Below are 18306 nucleotides of genomic sequence, written 5' to 3'. Positions count from 1 at the left end.
TTGTGTCTCCTATTCCCGCAGCCCTGCGACGACGGACGCGCGCAGCGCCCGGATCGCGGGGATGATCCCGGCCAAGAGCCCGACGACGGCCGCGCTGCCCAGCCCGACCAGGGCGGCGGAGGGCGGAACGGTCATGTTGATGTCGGGCGGCAGCCACATGAGGTTGCCGATGACGACCGCGGCCACGGCGACCAGCAACCAGGACAGGGCCAGGGCGATCAGGCCGGCCACGACCGCGACCACCACAGCCTCCATCACCACGGCCACGAACAGCGTGAACCGGCTCGCCCCGAGTGCCCGGTAGGTCGCCAGCTCGCGGCGCCGCTCCCGGACGGTGACCAGTCCGACGTTGAGGACGCCGAGCAGTCCGGTGGTCAGGGTGATGACCGCGACACCGATCAGCCCGATGGAGAGGTAGCCGATCAGTTCGTCGGTCATCTCCGAGTTGTCGGCGCGGTAGGCCATCAGGCTGTCCCGGCTGTCGATCCCCCAGCGCCAGCTGGCGGAGGCGAGGCGGTCGGTGAACTCCTCTCCGAAGTCCATCTCCTCGGCGGCGGAGTCGGTGGGGTCGATCCGCGCGACGTAGGTGACCTGCGAGGCCGTCGGCTTCTCGGGCGACCAGGAGGGGCCGAAGAGGATCTCCCCGGTGACGGGCGCGTTCAGGAGGTAGGCGCTGTGCCAACCCTGCTCGTACACGGAGCTCTGCGTGACGCCGACGATCCGCACGTTCGACCAGTGCCCGTGGCCGAGCTGGACGTCGGTGAAGTCGCCCAGCTCCTCGGCCAGGGCCTCGTTGACCACCAGCACCGGGGCGCGCGAGTCCAGGTCGGCTTCTGTGAACCACCGGCCCTGGGTCAGGTTGACGCGGCGGATGTCGCCGAGCGCGACGTCCACTCCGATGATGTCGACGTCACGGAAGACCTGGTCTCCCTGGCGCAGGGGCGGCGGGGACTCGGTCCTGTTGTGGAGCGACACCTCCAGCCCGCCCGCCCGGCCCAGGTCCTCCTCGAAGGCGTCGAGGTCGGTGATCCTGTCGAAGACGGTGACCTCCATGGTCGCCGCGCGTCCGGCGTTGGCCTCGCCGAAGGCGGTGGCGTAGCGCTGGCCGAGTTCGCCCGCGGTCACCACCATGATCAGGGCGCCGACACCGACGACGATGCCCGCGCAGGACAGGATGGTCCGGGCCACGTTGGCTCGGGAACCGGCGAAGGCCAGCACGATCCCAGCAGTGAGGGAACGCAGCATGGAGCCCCTTCCCGTGTGTCTGTAGGGCCCGGCGCGGCATCGGGCGGCGCCGGGTCGCCCCGCGAGTCGCGGGGTTTCAACAGACCCATCGCCAGTGCCGGGGTTTTCGGTTCATGCCTGAACGAATATTCCCTTGGCCGTTCCCGGCCACGCGGGGTCACCACAGTGACCGCGCTATTCGACCTCGAAACCGTCGCAGGTGATGGGCGCCCCGGTCCCCGCGTCGGACCACACCACCGTGTGGACGCCCGTGGCGAGTTCCTCGGCGCCGTCGAAGGCGTCCGGGTAGACCAGGCGTGCCCAGCCGGAGTCGTCCGGCTCGGCCTCGGCGGTTGCGGTCTCCCCGGAAGGGTCGGTCACGGTGGCAGCGACCGGTCCGGAGTGGTCGCCCTCGGAGTCGGACAGGCCGAGTTCCACGGCCTTCTCGTCCTCCACGGTCTCGCGCGGCGCTTCGCTGCGCCAGCCGCCGGGGAGCACCGGATCCACGGCGGGGGAGCACGAGTAGCGGGCGGGGTCGAACAGGGTGTCGGGCACGCCGAGCCCGAGCGGGCCCGACGCGGCGGAGTCGCGCACGGTGTCGGCGATCATCTCGCTGAGCTGCTGCGGGCTGTGGCCGTGGCTCTGGGCGCACCCCGTGGCCAGGATGAGGACCGCGCCGCACAGCGCGACCGCGCGGCGCCGGTGGGTTGTCTTGGTCAGCACACAGCGCACGTTACTACTGAAAGTAATCGCGCAGGTGCTTTTCGTGGCCGTTCGGCGGCTATTCCGGACGGCGCAACGGGGTGGGACCACCGTTGAGCCAGGTGAGCGCCTGGTCGTGGACGGCTCCGTTGGTGCACACCAGGGGGCCGCCGTCCTCGAAGCCGTCGCCGCGCAGGTTGGTGGCGCGGCCGCCCGCCTCCTCCAGGATGATCGGCAGCGGAGCCGCGTCCCACAGCGAGAGCTCGGGCTCGGCGGCGATGTCCACGGTGCCCTCGGCGACCATCACGTGGGACCAGAAGTCACCGTAGGCGCGGGTCCGCCACACGGACCGCGTCAGCCCCAGGAAGGACTCCAGTCGCCCCTGCTCCTCCCAGCCGGTCAGCGAGGAGAAGCTCAGCGAGGCGTCCGCGAGGTCCTGAACCTTGGAGACCTGGCAACGGGAGGCCTTCGAGAGGCTGCGCCCGGACCAGGCGCCGCTGCCCTTGGAGGCCCACCAGCGGCGCTGCAGAGCGGGGGCCGAGACCACGCCCACCACGGGGCGGTCGCCCTCCAACAGGGCGATGAGGGTGGCCCACACCGGGACGCCGCGCACGTAGTTCTTGGTGCCGTCGATGGGATCGATGACCCACACGCGGTTGCTGTTGCCGCTCCGGCCGTACTCCTCGCCCACCACCGCGTCGCGCGGGCGGGCGCGGGAGAGCACGCCCCGCAGGGTCTCCTCGACCATGCGGTCGGCCTCGGTCACCGGGGTCAGGTCCGGTTTGGTGTCGACAACCAGGTCGAGGGCGCGGAATCGCTTCATCGCGATGTCGTCGGCAGCGTCGGCGAGCACGTGGGCCAGCCGCAGATCATCGTCATAGGACACCATGGCCGGTAACGCTACCCTCCCAGGCACGAACATGCCCAAAGCGGCGCCCCCGGCGTGACCAGAGTGTTAGGGGGAGGAACATCCGGGGGCGCGAATGCGAGGATGGGGGCGTGAGCACAGACATACGGCCCCGGGAGGGCACCGGGGTCCGCGAACGGCTGATGGACGCCGCCCACGCCGAGGTGCTGGCGGGACGGTGGGGTGAGCGGCGGATGATCGACGTCGCCGCCACCGCGGGGGTGTCCAGGCAGACCCTCTACAACGTGTTCGGCAGCAAGGAGGGCCTCCTCCAGGCCGTGGTCGTGCGGGAGGTCACCACGCTCCTGGACACCGTCGAGGAGATGCTGGAGGCGGACGGCCACCACCCCGCGCACGCGGTGAGCCGCACCACCCGGATGGTCCTGCTCGCCGCGCGGGACAACCCCCTGCTGCTCGCCCTGGTCACCGGAGACGAACAGCTCCTCCCGGTGCTCACCACACGGTCGGCGCCGCTCCTGGACGCCCTGCGGGAACGCATCGCCTGGACCCTGGCGGAGCACTGCCCGCAGGTGCCCCCCGACACCGCCGACGCGGTGGCGGACGTCTCCCTGAGACTGACCGTTTCGTACGCGCTCCAACCCGTGGACCCCGACCTGGCGGCCCGCCGGGTGGAGATGGTCGTGCACGGCATGCTGCCGGTGGACCGCTAGGAGGCGAGGGTGACGGAAGGGCGTGGACGTACCGAACGCGCCGAGGTGCTGCGCGCGTACATGCCCGGAGGAAGGATCACGTCCGTCCCCGTCCGCCGTCCCGACCGCCTCGTCCTCCTGGACCACGTCGCCCGGGCCTTCGAACCCGGGGTCCGCTACACCGAGGAGCAGCTCAACACGGTTCTGAGCCGGTACAGCGCGGACCACGTGGTGTTGCGTCGCAGCCTCGTGGACGAGGGGTTCATGGAGAGTGATCGGACCCACTACTGGCGCTGCGGCGGGACCGTCGACCTCTGAGCCTGGGCTCGTGACGAGCACCAGCGCTGTGCCGGACGCCTCGGCCCCTCGGTTGACTAGGCCCGCCGCACGAGCAGCTCGACAGCGCCCGAGGTGCCCTCGTCGGGGTACCCCTGGCCCAGACGCTCCTCCAGGAGTTCCAGGTAGGGCGCGAGCAGTCGGAAGTCCACCTCCTGCTCCCGCGCGGCGACCTCGAAGGTACGGAAACCGGAGACCAGCATGGCCAGGTTGGCCTGTACGTTTCTGGTGTGGTCACCGCTCTCGAGCTGTTCGGCGACGGTGTCCGTGGACGTGAGCATGGCCGTGAGCCACGAGGTGAGCAGGCCCGAGAACTCCCTCAGCGGCATCTCCTCCGCACGCACCAGTGCGAAGGCGTGGGTGATCCCGGCGAACATGCCGTACATGGCGCTCAGCAGCGCGATGTCGTAGAGGGCGGCCGAACCTGGACGGGATCCGGTGTGGCGCACGCCCAGGACGGCCGCCAGTGTCGACTCGTGTTCGTCCAGGACCTCGCGGGCGCCGCTGTAGAACACGTAGCCCCCGGCCTCGGGGACACCCACCATCGAGGGGCTCGACATGATGCCGCCGCTGAGGAAGCGGGCACCGCGCTCCCGAGCCCACTCGGCGCGGGCCTCGGCCTCGTTCGGGGTGCCGGTGGTGAGGTCCACCAGGTCCTTGCCCCCGAGTTCGGTGCCCTCCAGCGCGTCACCCACGGAGGCGTCGTCCATCAGGCAGGTGATGACGAGCGTTCCGGCGGCGACGGCCTCGGCAGCCGTGTCGGCTACGTCGGCGCCGAGCGCGCGCAGGGGTTCGGTCCGTGAGGCGGTGCGGTTCCAGACGGTCAGGGGGTGGCCGGCGGAGAGCCAGGCGCTGGCGAGGGCGGTGCCCATCGCGCCGAGTCCGAGCAGGACGACGCGGGGCTTGATGTCGTTGGTCATGTGTCTAGGCTTGTGTCGCGCTCGCCCCAGGACAAGTACGCACTTTGGAGTGGGTGCGCACTTCGGGGTAAGCGAACGGGTGGAAGGGGTGGTGGCATGACCGCCAGACGCGGGGAGCTCGCGTATCACTGCGGGATCGACGCCGCGATGGACGTGGTGAGCGGCAAGTGGAAGGTTCTGGTCCTGTGGGCGCTCGACGAGCGGCCCCGCCGGTTCGGCGAGCTGCGCCGTGCCCTGCCGGGGATCACGGAGAAGGTGCTCGCCTCGCACCTGCGTGAGCTGGAGGACGACGGGATCGTGCGGCGTGAGGACTTCGCCGAGGTTCCGCCAAGAGTCGAGTACTCGCTGACCGATCTCGGCCGGAGCCTGAACCGCACCCTGCAGCCCCTCGGAGCCTGGGGACGCGAGCACCGCCTTCCCGCCGACTACTCCGGAGCCCCCAGCACCTGAGCGCCACCACCGATGCCACGGGTCCCCTGAGCGTCGCCGCCGACCAGCCGGTCGAAAGCACGGCGTGACCCGGTCGCCGAAGGCCGCCGGGTCAGGAGTGGGGTCCGGGCGGGGGAGCGGTGGTGTCGGTGTCCTCGTCGCCCTCGCGGCTGCTGAGCAGCCTGCGGAGCGAGGCCACCCGCTCCGCGTCCACCTCACCCCGCTCCAGAGCCGCGCCGATGGCGCACTCCGGGGAGTCGGGCTGGTGGGAGCAGGCGGGCGGGCAGTCGGCGGCGATCTCGGCGAGGTCCTGGAACCCGGACACGATCTCCTCGGGGGAGACGTGCGCCAGGCCGAAGCTCCGCACCCCCGGGGTGTCGATGAGCCAGCCGCCCTCGAACCGCAGCGCGAGCGCCGAGGTCGACGTGTGGCGGCCGCGCCCGGTGACGGCGTTCACGTGACCCACCGCGCGGTCCGTGCCCGGGACCAACCGATTCACCAGGGTGGACTTGCCCACGCCGGAGGAGCCCACGAACACCGTGGTCCGGTCCGCCAGGCGGGAACGCAGCTCGTCGAGGTCACCCTCCGGGCTCAGCACCTCGTAGGGAAGCCCGAGCGGCTTGTAGGTGCCCAGCATCTCGTCCGGCGAGGCGAGGTCGGCCTTGGTCAGGCAGAGCAGCGGCTCCAGCCCGGCGTCGTAGGCGGCCACCAGGCAACGGTCCACGAAGCGCGGCTGCGGAGCCGGGTCCGCGAGGGCGCAGACGATGGCCAGCTGGTCGGCGTTGGCCACGATCACCCGCTCCACCGGGTCGGTGTCGTCGGCCGTGCGTCTGAGCACGGAGGCGCGCTCGCGCACCCGGACCACACGGGCCAGGGTGTCGGGTCTGCCGGTCAGGTCCCCGACCACGTCCACGCGGTCGCCGACCACGATCGATCCCCGGCCGAGTTCGCGGGCCTTCATCGCCACCACGGGGACACCGTTCACCAGGCAGCGGTACCGGCCCCGGTCCACCGCGGTGACCAGGCCCTCCACGGCGTCCTCGTGCTTGGGCCGCTTACGGGTGCGGGGCTTGGAGCCGCCCCGGGCACGCACTCGGATGTCGTCCTCGTCCAGGTGGCGTCCCCCGCCCCGCGTGCGGCTCATGCCAGGACCTCCGACCACAGGCCGGGGAAGTCCGGCAGGGTCTTGCGCGTGGTGGCGATGTTCTCCACCTCCACCCCGGGCACCGCGAGCCCGATCACCGCGCCGGACGTGGCCATGCGGTGGTCGTCGTAGGAGTGGAACACCCCGCCGTGCAGGGGCCGGGGCCGGATGACCAGCCCGTCGGGCAGCTCCTCCACGTCCCCGCCCAGGCGGTTGATCTCGGCGGCCAGCGCGGCGATGCGGTCGGTCTCGTGGCGGCGCAGGTGGGCGATCCCCGTGAGCCGCGAGGGGGAGTCGGCCAGGGCCGCGACGGCGGCGATGGTGGGGGTGAGTTCGCCCACGTCGCGCAGGTCGGCGGTGATCCCGTGGATCTCCCCGGTTCCGCGCAGGGTCAGGTCCTGGCCCGAACGGGAGACCTCCCCGCCCATCCGGGTGAACAGGTCGCGCAGGGCGTCGCCGGGCTGGGTCGTGCTCTCCGGCCACCCCTGCACGGTCACCTCACCCTTGCTGACCAGCGCGGCGGCAAGGAAGGGTGCGGCGTTGGAGAGGTCGGGCTCGACGGTGATCTCCGAGGCGCGGACCGGACCGGGCTCCACCAGCCACGAGTTCTCGCCGGTGGTGACCCGCACGCCCACGGCGCGCAGCATCTCCACGGTCATGTCCAGGTGCGGCTGGGAGGGCACGGGCGGCCCCTCGTGCCGCACGTGCACGCCCTCGGTGAAGCGGGCGCCGCTGAGCAGCAGCGCGGACACGAACTGCGAGGAACCCGAGGCGTCCAGGGTGACCTCGCCGCCGCGTACGGCACCGGTCCCGTGGATGGTCAGCGGCAGCGCGCCGCGCCCCTGGTCGTCAATGTCGGCGCCGAGGTCGCGCAGTGCCGCGAGTAGTTCGTCCACCGGCCGCTCACGGGCGCGCGGGTCGCCGTCGAAGTGCACGTCCCCCGTGGCCAGCGCGGCCAGCGGCGGCACGAAGCGCATGACGGTGCCCGCGTTGCCCACGTCCACGCTGGCCGGACCGTGCGGGGACACCGGGGTGACGGACAGGTCCGGGACCCCGGGGTCGTCCGAGGGCAGCTCGCTCACCTGGATGCCCAGGGCGCGCAGGGCCCCCACCATGAGTTCGCTGTCCCGACTCACCAGGGGTCGGCGCACCACGCACGGGGTCTCGGAGAGAGCCGCGAGGATCAGCGCCCGGTTGGTGACGGACTTGGAACCGGGCAGGCTGACGCGGGCACGCACCGGCTGCCGCGCGACGGGCGCGGGCCAGTGCTCCCCGGCGGGAGTGGCGGGCGAGGTGGACGGCGTGGGCGCGGAGTCAGGCATGCTCCAAGGTTATCGGTCCGGACCCGGGTCCGGAGGAACGAGTGGTCGGCCTGTGGACGGCGTTGGGGGAGGGGCAGGGGGGTAGGTGCGGATGTGGTCGGACGTATCCTGGAATGCGCCATGGTGTATCTGGATCACGCAGCCACGACCGAGGTCCGACCCGAGGTGATCGCCGATGTGGCGGCGGAACTCGGCTCCCTCGGTAACCCATCGTCCCTGCACGGCCACGGACGGGCCGCTCGGCGTACCGTCGAGGAGTCCCGAGAACGCGTCGCCGAGGCGGTGGGCTCCACCCCGCACGAGGTGGTGTTCACCGCGGGCGGGACCGAGTCGAACAACATCGCGATCAAGGGCCTGTACTGGTCACGCAACGCCGAGGACCCCGCGCGCAGACGCATCCTCGTCAGCGCCGTCGAACACCACGCGGCGCTCGACCCCGCGCGCTGGATGGCCGACCACCAGGGCGCGGTCCACGAGGAACTGCCCGTGGACGCCCTGGGCCGGGTGGACCCGAAGACTCTGCGCGCGGCCATCGAGCGCGACCCCGCGTCCGTGGCCGTGGTCTCGGTGATGTGGGCCAACAACGAGATCGGCACCGTGCAGCCGGTGCGTGAGCTGGCCGAGGTCGCCGCCGAGTACGGCGTCCCCTTCCACACGGACGCGGTACAGGCCTTGGGCGCTGTCGAGGTGGACTTCGCGGCGAGCGGCGTGAGCGCGCTGACACTGAGCGGCCACAAACTGGGCGGACCGGTGGGCAGCGGCGCCCTGGTGGTCGCCCGCGGCCTCGCCCCGACCCCGGTCCTGCACGGCGGCGGACAGGAGCGCGACATCCGCTCCGGCACGCTGTCGGCCCCGTTCGCCCGCGGCCTCGCCACCGCCGTACACGCCGCCGTCCAGGGGCGCGAGGAGCACGCCAAACACCTCACGGCGCTCCGGGACGAGCTGGAGTCCCGGGTCCGGGACGTCGTGCCCGACGTGGTGGTCAACGGTGATCCGCGGCTACGGCTCCCGGGGATCGCCCACCTGTCGTTCCCCGGTTGCGAGGGCGACGCGCTGCTGATGCTGCTGGACGCCAGGGGCATCTCCTGCTCCACCGGCTCGGCGTGCTCGGCGGGCGTGGCCCAGCCCAGCCACGTGCTGCTGGCCACCGGGGCCGACCCCGACAGGGCTCTGAGCAGTCTTCGGTTGTCCCTGGGCCGGACCTCCACCGACGAGGACGTCGACCGGTTGGTCGAGGCGATCGGCCCGGCTGTCGAACGCGCCCGCGCGGCCATGGCCAAGCGGCGTCGCTGACCCCGACCACCCGCACGACGACGGCGGTGCCACAGGGCACCGCCGCCGTCGTGACTGCCCCCGAGGCCGGGGGCGTGGGGGTCAGTCCCCCGAACGCTTGATGGTGACGGACTCCAGCACGATGTCACTGGTGGGGCGGTCGCCGCTGTCCGTCTCGACCGTCGAGATCGCCTCCACGACCGCCATTGAGTCCTCGTCGGCCACCTTGCCGAAGATGGTGTGCATGCCGGTCAGGTGCGGAGTGGGGGCCACAGTGACGAAGAACTGCGATCCGTTGGTGTTGGGGCCGGAGTTGGCCATGGCCAGCAGACCGGGCTCGTCGAAGCCGTGGTCGGACTCGAACTCGTCCTCGAACTGGTAGCCGGGGCCGCCGCGGCCGGTCCCGGTCGGGTCGCCGCCCTGGATCATGAAACCGTCGATCACGCGGTGGAACACCGTGTCGTCGTAGAACTCGGCAGCCCCCGTCTCCTCGTTCACCGGGCCGTCGCCCTCGGCGAGCTCGACGAAGTTGGTGACGGTCAACGGGGCGTCCGAGGCGAAGAGCTCCACCTCGATGTCACCCTCACTGGTGTGCAGCGTGGCCCCGTCGACGTCGGGGACCTCCACCTCGGCCTTCGACTCCGGCTCCGGCGACTCCGGGTTCGGTGACTCCGGCTCGTCGTTCTGGCACGCGGCCGTGGCCAGGAGGGCGGTGGAGGCGAGGATCGCTACCGGCAGGGTCAAGCGGTTCATCGGTTCACTTCCGGGGTCAGGTTCGCGGCGGGGCGGCACACAGGTTACTGCGGACGGTCGGACACCGGTCCCTTGGGCTGGCCCGACCGCCCCTACCGGGGCACGCCGGGGCCTTCGGGGGCGTGGTCAGGACGACGGGCCGATCGGGTCCTCGTCCCCGTCGCGGTCGCGGCTCGTTTCGTCCGAACCGGACTCCTCCCCGGAGCCGCCGCGCCCGTGCTCGCGCTCCTGGCGCTCCCGGGACTCGCGCTCCTGGATCTCCCTGGCGCGGCTGCGCTGCTCCTCGGCGCGCTCGCGGCAGCGCCGCAGGAACGCCTCGTCCTCCTCCGGGGAGATCGCGCGGGCGCGCCCGGGGTGCTCGTACTCGGGGAAGGGCGGCGGCGGCCCGGCCGGGCCCTGGGCGAGGACGGGGTCCCGGGGCGGGCGGCCCAGAAGGAACCACAGCGCGGCGCCCACCTTGGGCAGGAGCAGGACGATCACCGCCCACACCGGTTTGGGCAGCAGACGGATCCTCGCGGAGTCGGATCCGATGACGTCGAAGAGCACGTACACCCAGAAGACGAGCGACAAGAGGGCGAGGAAGAGGGCGAAGTAGACCAACGGACCTTCCAATCGGGGGAAACACTCGACAGCGCTGGGGCGACATCATCGACTTTGTACTGACTTATCACGGATGGCCGCACCCGCCCGGTCGCTTGACCAGCCGCCCCGAGCCGGGAGAAGGTCGGACCACAGGGGCTGGGGCGTCGCACAGAGGGTACGTCACCACATGTCCCCTCAGGTGTCTGCTGACCGGCCGAGAACGGGAGAGGTTATGGACGTGAACACCGCGTTGCCGTCGGCGATGTGGCTCCCCTTCGGGGCACGGGTGCTGCGGGCCCGCTCCGACCTGGGACTTTCACGCGCCGAGCTCGCCAGGAACGTCGGGGTCACCGACGACAAACTCCGCGAGGTCGAGGACGCGCACTGCCGCCCGGCAAGATCCCTGGTCGAACGGGTCGACACGGCGCTGGGCACCGAGCACCAGCTGGTCGACGCCTGGGCGATCACCCTCCAGGCCGAGGCCTTCCCGAGCGAGTTCGGCGACATGAGCGAGCTCGGCACGCACGCCGCGCAGCTGTGGGAGCACCAGCCGATGGCGGTCCCCGTCTTCCTGCGCACCCGCGAGTACTCGCGGGCCATCCTCGAACCCCGCCACCCCAACCTCGACCACGAGGAGATCGAGGCGATGGTGGACGACGAGATGGCCGAGCGCGCGGCCACCACGGGCCCCGACGGCCCCGCCCTGCGCGTGGTCCTCAACGAGTCCGTGCTCCAGCGGCCCCAAGGCGGCGCCGAGGTCCTCAACGGCCAGCGCAACTTCCTCGCCGACCTCGTCAAGGCGGGCATCGTCAGCCTCGCGGTGATCCCCGAGGAGACCCCGCACCACCCGGGACTGGGCGGCGCGTTCCGGATCATGGAGTTCGCCGACCGCCCCAGCATGGTCTACGCCTTCGCCGCACAGGGGGGCGAGCTCACCGGGGACACCGAGGACGTCGGCCACTGCCGCATGGTGCGCGACTCCATCGAGGAGTCCAGTGTGGACCTCAGCCCCGAGTCCGAACTCCTCACCGCGCGCTGGTCCCAGGAATGACGATGTGTTGGGTGATCGGTCACGGAACACCCTTGGGAACGTGACCGTGCATGGGCTAGGTTGCCCGCCATGGATATCGCAATCACTTCCGGATACGTGGTTCCCGTCGACGGCGACCCCATCGACGGTGGCACGGTCCTCATCTCCGACGGGAAGATCGCCGCGGTCGGGCCGGCCGCGGACGTCACGGTCCCCGAGGGCGCGGAGATCGTCGACGCGGCGGGCCAGTGGGTCCTGCCCGGCTTCGTCGAGGCCCACGGCCACGTCGGCATCCACGAGGAGACCATCGGCTGGGCCGGTGACGACACCAACGAGATGACCGACCCCAACGGCGCCCGCATGCGTGCGATCGACGCCATCAACCCCGCTGACCAGGGGTTCGCCGACGCCCTGTCCGGGGGCGTCACCAGTTCGGTGATCAAGCCCGGTTCCGGCAACCCCATCGGCGGCCGCACCGTCGCCCTGAAGATGTGGGGCCGCAGCGTCGAGGACCGGCTGCTCAAGGAGCCCGCCAGCGTCAAGAGCGCCCTCGGTGAGAACCCCAAGCGGGTCTACGGCAAGAAGGACACCCTCCCCTCCACCCGGCAGGGCGTGGCCGCGGTCATCCGCGACGCCTTCACCAAGGCCGAGGACTACCGGACCAAGCGGGACCACGCCGCACAGGAGGGCACGCCCTTCGACCGCGACAACACCCTGGAGACCCTCGTCCAGGTGCTCGACGGCGAGGTGCCCTGGTGCCAGCACGTACACCGCGCCGACGACATGCACACCGCCATGCGCCTGGCAGACGAGTTCGGCTACCGGCTCATCATCAACCACTGCACCGAGGGCCACCTGCTGGCCGACGAGATCGCCGCGCGCGGCATCCCCGTCATCACCGGTCCGCTGATGACCAGCCGTTCCAAGGTGGAGGTGGGCAACCGCACCCTGGCCAACCCGGGCATCCTGGACCGCGCGGGCGTGAAGGTCGCCCTCACCACCGACGCCCCGGTCATCCCGATCGAGTTCCTCGTCTACCAGGCGATCCTGTGCGTCAAGGAGGGCATGGACCGCGACTCCGCGATCCGCGCGCTCACGGTGAACCCCGCCGAGATCATGGGCCTGGACGACCGGGTCGGTTCCCTGCGCCCCGGGTTGGACGCCGACGTCGTGGTGTGGTCCGGCGACCCGCTCGACATCATGAGCCGCGCCCAGCGCGTGTTCGTGGACGGTCGCGAGGTGTACACCTACGACGAGTCGAAGCGAGCCGGGGTCGTCGCGGACGCCTACTACCGGGAGTCCTGAGCCCGGTCAGGGAACCGGGTCCGAGCATCCCCACACCGGCCCTCTGAGGTACCTCAGACGTCCCCGCGCCGTGTTCCGCCTCGTCTGAGGCGGGGCACGGCGCCGCTGTCTGGTGAAGTCTCCCGATGTGCGGCCGGGGGCCTTAGCCGGAGTCTGTAACCAGCCGGGAGCAGCAGCCCCGGCGGACACGGATCACCGAGGGGGACATGATGCACCCGGACTTCGCCGCACAGGCCGCAGACCTCTACCGGGCCGAGGCCGAACGGGCCGCCCGCGAGGAGCGTGCCGCACGCAGGGCCCAGAAAGAGGCGCGTGAGACCGCACGGGTGAGGGCCCGCGCCGAGCGGGTGAGGGCCCGCGCCGAACGGGCCCGGGGCTCAGCGCCGGACGAACCGTCCCGCGCGGAGTCGCGCAGGAGCGCGGGCCGGTGGGTTCCCGCCCACGGGACGTAGGCGGGAACCCTCGCGGCACCCGGGCCTTGGTTCTTGGGTCACGCCGCACTCGCGTTGCCAGGTCTCTCTCCGCACCGGTGGGGCTCGGAACGGCCCGGCCTGTGCGGGTACCCGCTGTCGCGCGGCTCCGCGGAACCCGCCCAGCGGGGCACCGGTGGGGGCGGCGGACGCTCGCACCGGTGACGGCCAGCCACCGGCCAGGCATCCGGAAGCCACGCCTAGAGCGAGACCCGGCGGAAGGGCAGGTCACCGACGGGCTCGGTGCCGTACAGCACGGTCACGCCCTCCGCCCCCATCCGGTCCAGGAACCGCTGGAGGTCGCCCTCGGCGGGCGGTGGGGTCAGCAACAGGGGGACCCCGGAGGCGATCGCGGCGGTGAGCACGGACAGGTCCCCGCCGAACGCGTCCAGCGGGGCGTCGGGCGCCACGACCACCGCGAGCCGGTCCCGTTCGCCCAGTTCCCAGGCCTTGGCCAGCTCCTGTCCGGCAGTCACCACCTCGGCGCCGGTAAAGATCCGCCCTGCGGACTCCAGAGCGGGCTCGGCGGCGTCCACCGGGTAGGCGGGGAAGTGGTCGCCGTGCCCGCGCACCTCCACGGTGTAGTCGGTGACCATCGGCGGGACATCGCGCAGCGGCAGGCCCAGCGGGTCCAGTGAAGTGCCCACGACCTCCTCGGCACCGCTGTCCTGCGCCGCCTCCAGACGGTCCGGACCGGCCACCATGACCTCGGGCTCCGCGCCGTCCTCGGAGAGCACCGCGGTGGCCCCCACCGACCAGCAGGACAGCACCCACGCCACTGACTGCCAGTGCGGCGGCAGGGCGAGCGTGATCCGGTCACCCGGTTGCGTGCCGAAACCGTCCACGAGCATGTTCGAGGTCTTGGACACCCAGTTGTCGAGAGTGGCCCGGGACAGTTCGATCCGGTCGCCGAGGTCGTCGTGGGAGGTCACGAACGGGCGTGAGGGATCGGAGGAGACGAGGGCGCGCCAGAGTCGCGCGGGAGAGTCGGACATGGCGCCCATGCTAGGCGCTCCCACCGGCCGCTCCAGCGGGCCCGAACCCCCTTTGTCACGGTCCCGCCATGGTTGGGGACGGAGTGTGCGTAGCGCGGGACGAAGTGCCAGAGTTGCTTCATGCGCCTGCTTCCCGGACGGCTCCTCGCCCGTGTGACCGCGCTCCCCGCGATCGCCCTCTCGGCCTGGCTCCTCGTCGCCTTCCCCTTGCTGGTCCTCGGCCAGTTCACCCCGCTGACCGGACTCGTCCTGGGGCTTCCCGCCGTGGTCGCGGCGTGCGCCCTGGTGCCGCGCGTGCTTCCGGACCCACCGGACGAGGAGGAGGTGCCCTGGTGGCCGGTGGCCGCGGTCCTGCTCATCACTGTGGCCTTCGCCGCGGTACAGATCGCGTACCACGCAGAGGCCCTGGTGATCCGGCGCGATCCGGCCTCGTACGCCATGTACACGGCCTGGATCGCGGAGAACGGCTTCCTGCCCATCCCGACGCAGGCCGAGCTCATCGCGGGGGACGACCCCGCGCTCAGTTACCAGAGCCTCGCCCACTACCAGCGTGACGACGTCATCTGGCCGCAGTTCATGGCCGGGGCGCCGCTGGTGCTGTCGGTCGGCTACTGGCTCGGCGGGCTGGACGGCATGCTGGTGGCCACCCCGGTGCTGGGCGCGCTGGGAGTGCTCACCTTCGCCGGGCTCACCGCCCGCCTGGTCGGCGCGCGCTGGGCTCCTCTGGCCGCCCTGATCCTGGCGGTGTGCCTGCCTCAGCAGTGGGTCAGCCGGTTCACCTACAGCGAGCCCCTCGCCCAGATCCTGCTCTTGGGCGGCATGGTGATCGCCTTCGACGCCCTGAGCAGCCGCCGTGCCCTCACCGACCGGTGGCGTGGCCCGCAGGCACTGGCGTTGGTGGCCGGGCTGGTGTTCGGTCTCGGCGTGCTGGTGCGCATCGACGCCATCCGCGACCTCCTGCCGGTGGTGGGTTTCGTCGGCCTGCTGCTGGTCGCCCGGCGCGGGCAGGCGCTGCCCCTGCTCGCCGGGCTCAGCGTGGGCGTGGCCTACGGGCTGGTCGCCGGATACGGCTACTCGCTGCCGTACCTGGAGTACCTGTCCGACTCCATGAACCCCCTCCTGCTCATCAGCGCCGCCGTCATCGCCGCCACCGTCGCGCTCACCGCCGCCCTGTGGCGTTTCGGGCTGCCGCACACCGAACGGGTGCTCTGGCTGCCCAACGCGATGGCGCTGGCCGCGCTGCTTGTCATGGTGGGCTTCGCCGTGCGCCCGTTGCTCTGGCCCGACTACGGGCACGGGAGCGACTTCACCGACCAGTGGGTGGCCTCGGTCCAGGAGATCGAGGGGCTGCCGATCGAGGGCAGCCGCACCTACTACGACATGAGCCTGTACTGGGTGGGCTGGTACGTGGGCCTCGGCGCCGTCCTGTTCGCCTCCCTGGGTGTGGCCCTGGTCCTGCGGCGCCTCACACAGCGGCGCGACCTCCAGTGGCTCCTGCCCGCCATGCTGCTCGTGTGGACGGTCACCACCACGCTGCTGCGCCCGGCCATCACCCCGGACCACCCCTGGGCCAGCAGGCGGCTGATCGTGCTGGTGATCCCCGCGTTCGTGCTGTTCGCGGTGTGGTTCCTGGCCTGGCTGACCCGCTACTGCGAGAACTCCGTGCGCCACTCCCGGACCACCTCGATGGTCCGCTCGCTCCCCGCCGTGGTGGCCGCCGGGGCTGCGGTCGCCCTCCTCGGGCCCGGGGTGGTCACCTCCGCGTGGGGGATCATGGGGTACCGGCAGGACGTGGGCACGGTGGCGGCGACGGAGGAACTCTGCGCGTCACTGCCACCCGACGCCTCGGTCGTCGTGGTTGACTCCGGGATGGCGGGCAACTACATGCCGCTGCTGCGCAACGTCTGCGGTGTGCCCACAGCCGCCCTCGACGAGGCCTCCCCGGAGACCGTCGACAGGGTCGTGCGCGCCGTGCACCAACGGGGCCGCGACGCCGTTCTGGCCGCCTCGCACTGGGAGCAGCTCGACGAGCTCACCGACTCCGAGGTGGAGCCCGAACGGCACTTCCACGTCGTCGCCCAGATGGACCCGAGTACCCTCATGGAGCCCCCGACCGGACACTGGACCTTCAACGGCAGCGTGTGGACAGCCGTCCTGCCCGCCACGAACGATCCGGCGTGAGACCGCCCCCTCCCCCGACCACCCCGCTGAGAAGGACCATGAGCCACCCAGACGCCCAGGACCGAGCCCCGGAGCACGACGCCCCGCCGGTGAGGGTCACGATCGTCCTGCCCTGCTACAACGAGGAGGAGCACGTCGTCGACGAGATCAAACGGATCTCCTCGGCGATGGACGCCTCCGGGTACGGGTACGAACTGCTCGCCGTGGACGACGCCTCCACCGACGACACCCTGAGTCGCCTGCGTGAGGTGGAGGGGCTCTTCCCCCACATGAGGGTGGTCCCCTTCGGGCACAACGGCGGCGCGGGCACCGTGCGGCGGATCGGCAGCCAACGGGCGCGCGGCGAGTTCGTGGTGTGGACCGACGCCGACATGAGCTACCCCAACGAGCGCATCCCCGAGCTCGTCGCCATGCTGGACAGCGACCCCGAGATCGACCAGGTCGTGGGCGCGCGCACCCAGGAGATGGGGTCGCACAAGGCGCTGCGGGTCCCCGCCAAGTGGATGATCCGCAAGGTCGCCGAACGCCTCACCAACACCCGCATTCCCGACCTCAACTCCGGGCTCCGGGTGTTCCGTAGGGACGTGGCGCGCCCCTACCTGAGGCTGCTGCCGCCCGGGTTCTCCTGCGTCACCACCATCACGTTGGCCTTCCTGTCCAACCAGCACCCCCTCAGGTACGTGCCCATCGAGTACGCGAAGCGGGCGGGCACGTCCAAGTTCCACTTTGTGCGTGACGCCTACAGGTACATCCTCCAGGTGCTGCGCATGGTCATGTACTTCAACCCGCTCAAGGTCCTCATGCCGCCCGCCCTGTGGCTGCTGGGGATCGGTACGGCCAAGTTCGTCTACGACCAGATCCGCAACCCGCTCTACATGCCCAACAACACCGTCATGATCCTCATGGCCGGGCTGATCATCGCGGCGATCGCGCTCCTGGCCGACCTCATCGTGCGTTCGAGGGAGCACCCGTGACGGGACGGATCACCCTCGTGGGCCCCGCGCACCCCTACAAGGGCGGCGGGGCCCGGCACACCACCGAGCTCGCGCACCGGCTGAGCGCCCTCGGCCACGAGACGGGCATCGAGTCGTGGCGGGCGCAGTACCCGGCGGCGCTCTACCCGGGCACGCAGACCATCACGAACCCCGAGGGGGAGCCCTCCCCGGACACCCGCCACGAACTGGCCTGGTACCGGCCGGACGGCTGGTGGCGCGCAGGGAGGCGGCTCGCGGACGAGAACGACCTGGTGGTGCTCACCCTCTTCTCGCCGGTGCAGGTCCCCGCCTACCTCGGCGTCCTCGCCGGGATCAGGTCGCGGCGGGGTTCGGGAACCCGTGTGGTGGCGCTGTGCCACAACGTCCTGCCGCACGAGCGCCGAGCAGTGGACGTCTCCCTGGTCCGGGCGCTGCTGCGTCGCGTGGACGGGGTCCTCACCCACTCGGCCGAACAGGCTCACCTCGCCGAGGGGCTGCTCGGTCCGGACCGACCGCGCCCCGTCGTCGCGGAGATGCCGCCGCACCTGCCCGAGACCGGGGCGGCGCCCGCCTCGGACGCCCCCGAGGAGAAGCGCAACCTGCTGTTCTTCGGGATCGTGCGCCCGTACAAGGGTGTGGACGTGTTGCTGCGCGCCCTGGCCGAAGGGGCGCCCGACGACGTCACCCTGACCGTGGCCGGTGAGTTCTGGGGAGGCTCCACGGAACTGGCCGATCTGACCAAGGAGCTGGGCCTGACCGGTCGGGTCCGGTTCCGTGAGGGGTACGTGCCCGCCGACGAGCTGCCCGGGCTGCTCGCGGAGGCCGACGCCCTGGTGCTGCCCTACCGTTCCGCGACGGCCACCCAGAACGTGTGGCTGGCACACGAGCACGGGCTGCCGGTGATCGCCACCCGGGCGGGCACCCTGGCCGACCACGTGCGCGAGGGTGTGGACGGCCTGCTCTGCGAGCCGGGGGACACGGGCGACCTCGCCCGCGCGCTGGCCGCCTTCTACGAGCCGGGCGTGCCCGCGCGGCTCAGAGACGGTGTCCGACCGGTGGAGGCCGAACCGTACTGGAGGGCCTACACCGACCGGCTGCTGTCGGCCTGAC

19 protein-coding genes are annotated in these 18306 nt (G+C 71.6%); 10 read left to right on the top strand and 9 right to left on the bottom strand.

The annotated features are described in order from the left end of the window. Positions 1-9: 9 nt before the first annotated feature. The 3 genes from ADX84_RS11950 to hisN form a co-directional block, all read right to left on the bottom strand. Positions 10-1245: an ABC transporter permease gene (locus ADX84_RS11950; RefSeq protein ID WP_049572224.1), complete on the bottom strand. Its 1236-nt coding sequence runs from the start codon at positions 1243-1245 to the stop codon at positions 10-12. A gap of 174 nt (positions 1246-1419) precedes the next feature. Beyond that, entirely contained in the window at positions 1420-1947 is a 528-nt protein-coding gene (locus ADX84_RS11945; protein WP_049572221.1) for a hypothetical protein, read from the bottom strand. A gap of 58 nt (positions 1948-2005) precedes the next feature. Next, positions 2006-2815 (bottom strand): histidinol-phosphatase, encoded by an 810-nt coding sequence (hisN, locus tag ADX84_RS11940; RefSeq protein WP_049572218.1) that lies wholly within the window; start codon positions 2813-2815, stop codon positions 2006-2008. Positions 2816-2976: 161 nt separating this feature from the next. On the opposite strand from hisN, the gene ADX84_RS11935 reads away from it, so the two are divergent. Together ADX84_RS11935 and ADX84_RS11930 are read left to right on the top strand one after the other, a co-directional pair. Then, a complete protein-coding gene (locus tag ADX84_RS11935; RefSeq protein ID WP_049572289.1) occupies positions 2977-3504 on the top strand; it encodes a TetR family transcriptional regulator in 528 nt (175 codons plus the stop codon). Between the two features lie 60 nt (positions 3505-3564). Continuing rightward, positions 3565-3801 carry a DUF2087 domain-containing protein gene (locus ADX84_RS11930; protein ID WP_049572285.1) on the top strand — a complete coding sequence of 79 codons (237 nt, stop codon included), beginning with the start codon at positions 3565-3567 and terminating at the stop codon, positions 3799-3801. Positions 3802-3857: 56 nt separating this feature from the next. Here the strand turns inward: ADX84_RS11930 and ADX84_RS11925 are convergent, their stop codons facing one another. Further along, positions 3858-4739, bottom strand: a complete 882-nt coding sequence (locus tag ADX84_RS11925) for an NAD(P)-dependent oxidoreductase (protein ID WP_049572215.1) — start codon at positions 4737-4739, stop codon at positions 3858-3860. 96 nt (positions 4740-4835) lie between these two features. Here ADX84_RS11925 and ADX84_RS11920 point away from each other — a divergent pair, with 96 nt between their 5' ends. Next, a complete protein-coding gene (locus tag ADX84_RS11920; protein ID WP_049572213.1) occupies positions 4836-5189 on the top strand; it encodes a helix-turn-helix domain-containing protein in 354 nt (117 codons plus the stop codon). Between the two features lie 91 nt (positions 5190-5280). Here the strand turns inward: ADX84_RS11920 and rsgA are convergent, their stop codons facing one another. Together rsgA and aroA are read right to left on the bottom strand one after the other, a co-directional pair. Continuing rightward, entirely contained in the window at positions 5281-6312 is a 1032-nt protein-coding gene (rsgA, locus tag ADX84_RS11915) for a ribosome small subunit-dependent GTPase A (protein WP_017542416.1), read from the bottom strand. Next, complete coding sequence (aroA, locus tag ADX84_RS11910; RefSeq protein WP_049572211.1) at positions 6309-7634, bottom strand: 3-phosphoshikimate 1-carboxyvinyltransferase; 1326 nt, start codon at positions 7632-7634, stop codon at positions 6309-6311. Before aroA ends, rsgA begins: the two co-directional genes overlap by 4 nt. Before the next feature lie 120 nt (positions 7635-7754). Here aroA and ADX84_RS11905 point away from each other — a divergent pair, with 120 nt between their 5' ends. Next, the gene (locus ADX84_RS11905) at positions 7755-8927 is read left to right on the top strand and encodes a cysteine desulfurase family protein (RefSeq protein WP_049572208.1); all 1173 of its coding nucleotides are present in this window, start codon (positions 7755-7757) and stop codon (positions 8925-8927) included. An 81-nt stretch (positions 8928-9008) separates the two neighbouring features. On the opposite strand, the gene ADX84_RS11900 is transcribed toward ADX84_RS11905, so the two are convergent. Both ADX84_RS11900 and ADX84_RS11895 read right to left on the bottom strand, forming a co-directional pair. After that, positions 9009-9659 (bottom strand): peptidylprolyl isomerase, encoded by a 651-nt coding sequence (locus ADX84_RS11900; protein ID WP_049572205.1) that lies wholly within the window; start codon positions 9657-9659, stop codon positions 9009-9011. 126 nt (positions 9660-9785) lie between these two features. Beyond that, positions 9786-10259, bottom strand: a complete 474-nt coding sequence (locus ADX84_RS11895; RefSeq protein WP_049572202.1) for a PLD nuclease N-terminal domain-containing protein — start codon at positions 10257-10259, stop codon at positions 9786-9788. A gap of 214 nt (positions 10260-10473) precedes the next feature. On the opposite strand from ADX84_RS11895, the gene ADX84_RS11890 reads away from it, so the two are divergent. From ADX84_RS11890 to ADX84_RS11880, 3 genes are all read left to right on the top strand, one after another. Further along, positions 10474-11292 (top strand): helix-turn-helix transcriptional regulator, encoded by an 819-nt coding sequence (locus ADX84_RS11890; RefSeq protein WP_049572199.1) that lies wholly within the window; start codon positions 10474-10476, stop codon positions 11290-11292. Between the two features lie 69 nt (positions 11293-11361). Beyond that, complete coding sequence (locus ADX84_RS11885) at positions 11362-12576, top strand: amidohydrolase (RefSeq protein ID WP_049572194.1); 1215 nt, start codon at positions 11362-11364, stop codon at positions 12574-12576. Between the two features lie 206 nt (positions 12577-12782). Further along, on the top strand, positions 12783-13028 hold the full coding sequence (locus tag ADX84_RS11880; protein WP_049572192.1) for a hypothetical protein: 246 nt from the start codon (positions 12783-12785) through the stop codon (positions 13026-13028). Positions 13029-13246: 218 nt separating this feature from the next. Here ADX84_RS11880 and ADX84_RS11875 read toward each other — a convergent pair whose 3' ends face one another. Continuing rightward, positions 13247-14050 carry a TIGR03089 family protein gene (locus ADX84_RS11875; protein WP_199776563.1) on the bottom strand — a complete coding sequence of 268 codons (804 nt, stop codon included), beginning with the start codon at positions 14048-14050 and terminating at the stop codon, positions 13247-13249. A 111-nt stretch (positions 14051-14161) separates the two neighbouring features. On the opposite strand from ADX84_RS11875, the gene ADX84_RS11870 reads away from it, so the two are divergent. Genes ADX84_RS11870 through ADX84_RS11860 form a run of 3 tightly spaced genes read left to right on the top strand, consistent with a single transcriptional unit; the run spans position 14162 to position 18305 of the window. Further along, the gene (locus ADX84_RS11870; RefSeq protein ID WP_049572190.1) at positions 14162-16222 is read left to right on the top strand and encodes a hypothetical protein; all 2061 of its coding nucleotides are present in this window, start codon (positions 14162-14164) and stop codon (positions 16220-16222) included. Positions 16223-16260: 38 nt separating this feature from the next. Beyond that, on the top strand, positions 16261-17196 hold the full coding sequence (locus tag ADX84_RS11865) for a glycosyltransferase family 2 protein (RefSeq protein ID WP_049572188.1): 936 nt from the start codon (positions 16261-16263) through the stop codon (positions 17194-17196). Beyond that, on the top strand, positions 17193-18305 hold the full coding sequence (locus ADX84_RS11860) for a glycosyltransferase family 4 protein (protein ID WP_049572186.1): 1113 nt from the start codon (positions 17193-17195) through the stop codon (positions 18303-18305). Before ADX84_RS11865 ends, ADX84_RS11860 begins: the two co-directional genes overlap by 4 nt. The last annotated feature ends 1 nt before the right edge of the window (position 18306 follow it).

The sequence above is a fragment of the Nocardiopsis sp. SBT366 genome (genome assembly GCF_001083815.1).
Taxonomy (GTDB): domain Bacteria; phylum Actinomycetota; class Actinomycetes; order Streptosporangiales; family Streptosporangiaceae; genus Nocardiopsis; species Nocardiopsis prasina.
Note: the sequence above shows the minus strand (reverse complement) of the source record. Positions and strands in the feature narration are given on the sequence as shown.